Origin of the sequence: Streptomyces murinus, assembly GCF_002154555.1 — a bacterium.
GTDB lineage: Bacteria > Actinomycetota > Actinomycetes > Streptomycetales > Streptomycetaceae > Streptomyces > Streptomyces murinus.
The window spans coordinates 1-4,106 of record NZ_MUNF01000465.1; the positions used below are offsets into that span (position 1 = coordinate 1).

A 4,106-nucleotide genomic window follows, 5' to 3' on the forward strand; every position below is an offset into this window, starting at 1 on the left:
GATCGCCGTCTTCTCGGCGGTCGCGAGATGCGACTTCTGCGGGAAGCCGGACTCCCGGGTGAACCCACCCGGCAGTACGGCACCGCCGTGCCGGCGGTCGAGGAGTCCTTCCGCCTCCAGTGCCCGCACGTCCCGCCGTACGGTCACTTCGGAGGTCTGGACGACGCGGGCGAGCTCACGGAGCGACACGGCACCGTTCGCTCGCACCATTTCGAGGATCAATTGGCGACGTTCAGCAGCGAACACGAAACTGACAGTAACCCCAGCGACCGTCTGCTTTCAGCAGTTTGCGCCGATTAACAGAAGTTGTTCGCATGGCGGAACCCGAAGTGGTATAGGACCTTCCCCGGACCTATCCCTCCCGACTATGCCAGCCGCACGTACGGCAACTCCCCGCGACCAGCGAGGAGTTGCCGCAGGTCATCAGCCCTCGGCACTCGCCTTGCGGTTGTGCAGCTGCCGCGCGACCTCCGCGATCGACCCCGAAAGAGAGGGGTACACCGTGAAGGCGTTCGCGATCTGTTCGACCGTCAGATTGTTGTCGACGGCGATCGAGATGGGGTGGATGAGCTCCGAGGCGCGCGGCGCGACGACCACACCGCCGACGACGATGCCCGTGCCCGGCCGGCAGAAGATCTTCACGAAGCCGTCCCGGATGCCCTGCATCTTGGCGCGCGGGTTGCGCAGCAGCGGCAGCTTGACGACCTTGGCGTCGATCTTGCCCGCGTCCACGTCCGCCTGCGAGTAGCCGACGGTGGCGATCTCGGGGTCGGTGAAGACGTTGGAGGAGACGGTCTTCAGGTTCAGCGGGGCCACCGCGTCGCCCAGGAAGTGGTACATCGCGATCCGGCCCTGCATGGCGGCGACGGACGCGAGCGCGAAGACACCGGTCACGTCACCGGCGGCGTACACGCCGGGCGCGGTGGTGCGGGAGACCTTGTCGGTCCAGATGTGCCCGGAGTCGCGCAGCTTGACGCCGGCCTCCTCCAGACCGAGGCCCGCGCTGTTCGGGATGGCGCCGACGGCCATCAGGCAGTGCGTGCCGGTGATGACGCGGCCGTCGGCGAGCGTGACCTCGACCCGGTCGCCGACGCGCTTGGCGGACTGCGCGCGGGAACGGGCCATGACGTTCATGCCGCGGCGGCGGAAGACGTCCTCCAGGACGGCGGCGGCGTCCGGGTCCTCGCCGGGCAGCACCCGGTCGCGGGAGGACACGAGGGTGACCTTGGAACCGAGGGCCTGGTACGCGCCGGCGAACTCGGCACCGGTCACACCGGAGCCGACCACGATCAACTCTTCCGGCAGCTCGTTGAGGTCGTAGACCTGAGTCCAGTTGAGGATGCGCTCGCCGTCGGGCTGGGCGTCGGGCAGCTCGCGCGGGTGACCGCCGGTGGCGATGAGGACGGCGTCGGCGGTGAGGGTCTCCTCGGTGCCGTCGGCGGCGGTGACGACGACCTTCCTCGACCCGTCGAGCGCCTGCATGCCCTCAAGACGGCCGCGCCCGCGCATGACCCGCGCGCCGGCGCGCGTCACGGAGGCGGTGATGTCGTGCGACTGCGCCAGCGCGAGCCGCTTGACCCGTCGGTTGACCTTGCCCAGGTCCACCCCGACGACGCGGGCAGCCCGCTCCAGGGGCGGGGTGTCGTCGGCGACGATGATGCCGAGCTCTTCGTATGACGAGTCGAAGGTCGTCATCACCTCGGCCGTGGCGATGAGGGTCTTGGACGGCACGCAGTCGGTCAGTACCGACGCGCCGCCCAGGCCGTCGCAGTCGACGACGGTCACCTCCGCGCCGAGCTGAGCGGCCACCAGCGCCGCTTCATATCCGCCAGGTCCGCCACCGATGATCACGATCCGAGTCACGTACCCCATTGTCCCGCACGCTTCAAGATGCCACTGCCCGGGGGCGGCGGGACCGTCCCGAAGTGCGCCGCGGCACCCTGCACGACTGGTTCGTCCCGCTGGTCGCCGCCCCGGCGGAGAGCCACCGGGAGACCCGGTGAGCCCCGGCCCGGCGCCTCAGGGGCGCCCCGGGGGCTCGCTCTCGGGGCGCGTAAGGGGGGGCGGAGCGCTGCCGTACTCTCTCCCCCATGTCGCTCTATGCCGCCTACGCCGGCAACCTCGACGCCCGGCTGATGTCCCGCCGCGCCCCGCACTCCCCGTTGCGCGCCACCGGCTGGCTGAACGACTGGCGGCTGACCTTCGGCGGCGAGCAGTTCGGCTGGGAGGGCGCGCTGGCGACGATCGTCGAGGAGCCGCTGGCCCAGGTGTTCGTCGGCCTGTACGACATCGCGCCCATGGACGAGGAGTCCCTCGACCGCTGGGACGGCGTGGACCTCGGCACGTACCGCCGTATGCGCGTCCGTGTGCACACCCTGGACGGTGAGAAGTCGGCCTGGACCTACGTCCTCAACGACTACGAGGGCGGCCTGCCCTCGGCCCGCTACCTGGGCGAGATCGCCGACGCCGTGGAGTCCGCCGGAGCGCCCCACGACTATGTGATGGAACTGCGCAAGCGCCCCTGCTGACCGGCGCACGACCAGCGCACGACCAGCGCACACCCGTCACACGTACGAATTACCCGCGGTAATCCATCGTCGGAAACGACAAGACAACGATCCCAATCCCGTGAGGTCTGTCATCTACGCGCGTAGGCGAGAAGCGGCTACCCTCGTCCACGTGAACGCATCTCTTCTTCCGGACGACATCCAGGGCGACCCGTACGCCGCCGCCGACGCCGCCGCCGCGCGCCTGCGCGCACTGACCGGCGCCGAGACCCACGACGTCGCCCTCGTGATGGGCTCCGGCTGGGCTCCGGCCGTCGACGCCCTCGGCGCTCCCGACGCGGAGTTCCAGGTCACCGAGCTGCCCGGCTTCCCGCCGCCGGCCGTCGAGGGTCACGGCGGCAAGATCCGCTCGTACTCCTTCGGTGACAAGCGCGCCCTCGTCTTCCTGGGCCGTACCCACTATTACGAGGGCCGTGGCGTCGCCGCCGTCTCGCACGGCGTCCGTACGGCCGTCGCCGCCGGCTGCAAGACCATCGTGCTCACCAACGGCTGCGGCGGTCTGCGCGAGGGCATGCGCCCCGGCCAGCCGGTGCTGATCAGCGACCACATCAACCTCACGGCGACCTCGCCGATCGTGGGCGCGAACTTCGTCGACCTGACCGACCTGTACTCGCCGCGGCTGCGCGCCCTGTGCAAGGAGGTGGACCCCACCCTTGAGGAGGGTGTCTACGCGCAGTTCCCCGGCCCGCACTACGAGACCCCGGCCGAGATCCGCATGGCCCGCGTCATCGGCGCGGACCTGGTCGGCATGTCCACGGTCCTGGAGGCCATCGCCGCGCGCGAGGCCGGTGCCGAGGTCCTGGGCATCTCCCTGGTCACCAACCTCGCCGCGGGCATGACCGGCGAGCCCCTGAACCACGAGGAAGTCCTCCAGGCCGGCCGCGACTCCGCCACCCGCATGGGAACCCTGCTGGCACAGGTCCTGCGCAAGCTGTAGTCAGGCGACCTGCTGAACACGGGGCGACTTGGGCGCGCGGCGACTCGGACACCGGGTGACCTGGGCACGGGACCTGGACACCGGGCCACCTGGACAACGGGTGGCCCGGGCACCGGCCGACCTGGGCGTCGGGGCCTGGGCGTCGGGTGATCTGGATGCGGGGAGCCTGGGTGCCGGGTGACCGGGACGCCGGGGGGCCTGGACGCCAGGGGCCTGAGCATCGGGTGGCCTGGATGCCAGGGCCTGAGCGTCAGGTGACCTGGACGCCGAGGGCCTGGGTGTCTGGCGACCCGGACACCAGGACCTGGCATCAGGTGACCTGGGCGTCAGGAGCCCGGGCGTCGGGCGATCCGAACGCCGGGGGCTGGACGCCGGGCGATCTGAACGCCGGGGGCCGGGCACCGGGTGACCTGGATGCCAGGAGCCTGGGCATCGGGCAGCCTGGACGCCAGGGAACCTGACCGGGCGCCGGGGCTGGCAACGGGTGACCCGGGCGCCAGGAGCCTGGGCATCGGACGATCCGAACGCCGGGGACCTGGACGCCGGGGAACCTGACCGGGCACCGGGAGCACGGGGGGCTTCCGGTGCCCGGTCAGGTTCCC

At 70.9% G+C, this 4,106-nt stretch carries 4 protein-coding genes; 2 read left to right on the plus strand and 2 right to left on the minus strand.

The features are described 5' to 3' along the window. A partial coding sequence (locus CCN72_RS26595) for a DeoR family transcriptional regulator (protein WP_143664208.1) occupies nucleotides 1-246 on the minus strand: 246 nt, incomplete at its 3' end. 177 nt (nucleotides 247-423) lie between these two features. Next, complete coding sequence (locus tag CCN72_RS26600) at nucleotides 424-1,872, minus strand: NAD(P)H-quinone dehydrogenase (protein ID WP_037656125.1); 1,449 nt, start codon at nucleotides 1,870-1,872, stop codon at nucleotides 424-426. Between the two features lie 218 nt (nucleotides 1,873-2,090). On the opposite strand from CCN72_RS26600, the gene CCN72_RS26605 reads away from it, so the two are divergent. Both CCN72_RS26605 and CCN72_RS26610 read left to right on the plus strand, forming a co-directional pair. Then, nucleotides 2,091-2,528, plus strand: a complete 438-nt coding sequence (locus CCN72_RS26605) for a gamma-glutamylcyclotransferase family protein (protein WP_037656124.1) — start codon at nucleotides 2,091-2,093, stop codon at nucleotides 2,526-2,528. A 151-nt stretch (nucleotides 2,529-2,679) separates the two neighbouring features. Further along, nucleotides 2,680-3,504: a purine-nucleoside phosphorylase gene (locus CCN72_RS26610; protein ID WP_037656122.1), complete on the plus strand. Its 825-nt coding sequence runs from the start codon at nucleotides 2,680-2,682 to the stop codon at nucleotides 3,502-3,504. The last annotated feature ends 602 nt before the right edge of the window (nucleotides 3,505-4,106 follow it).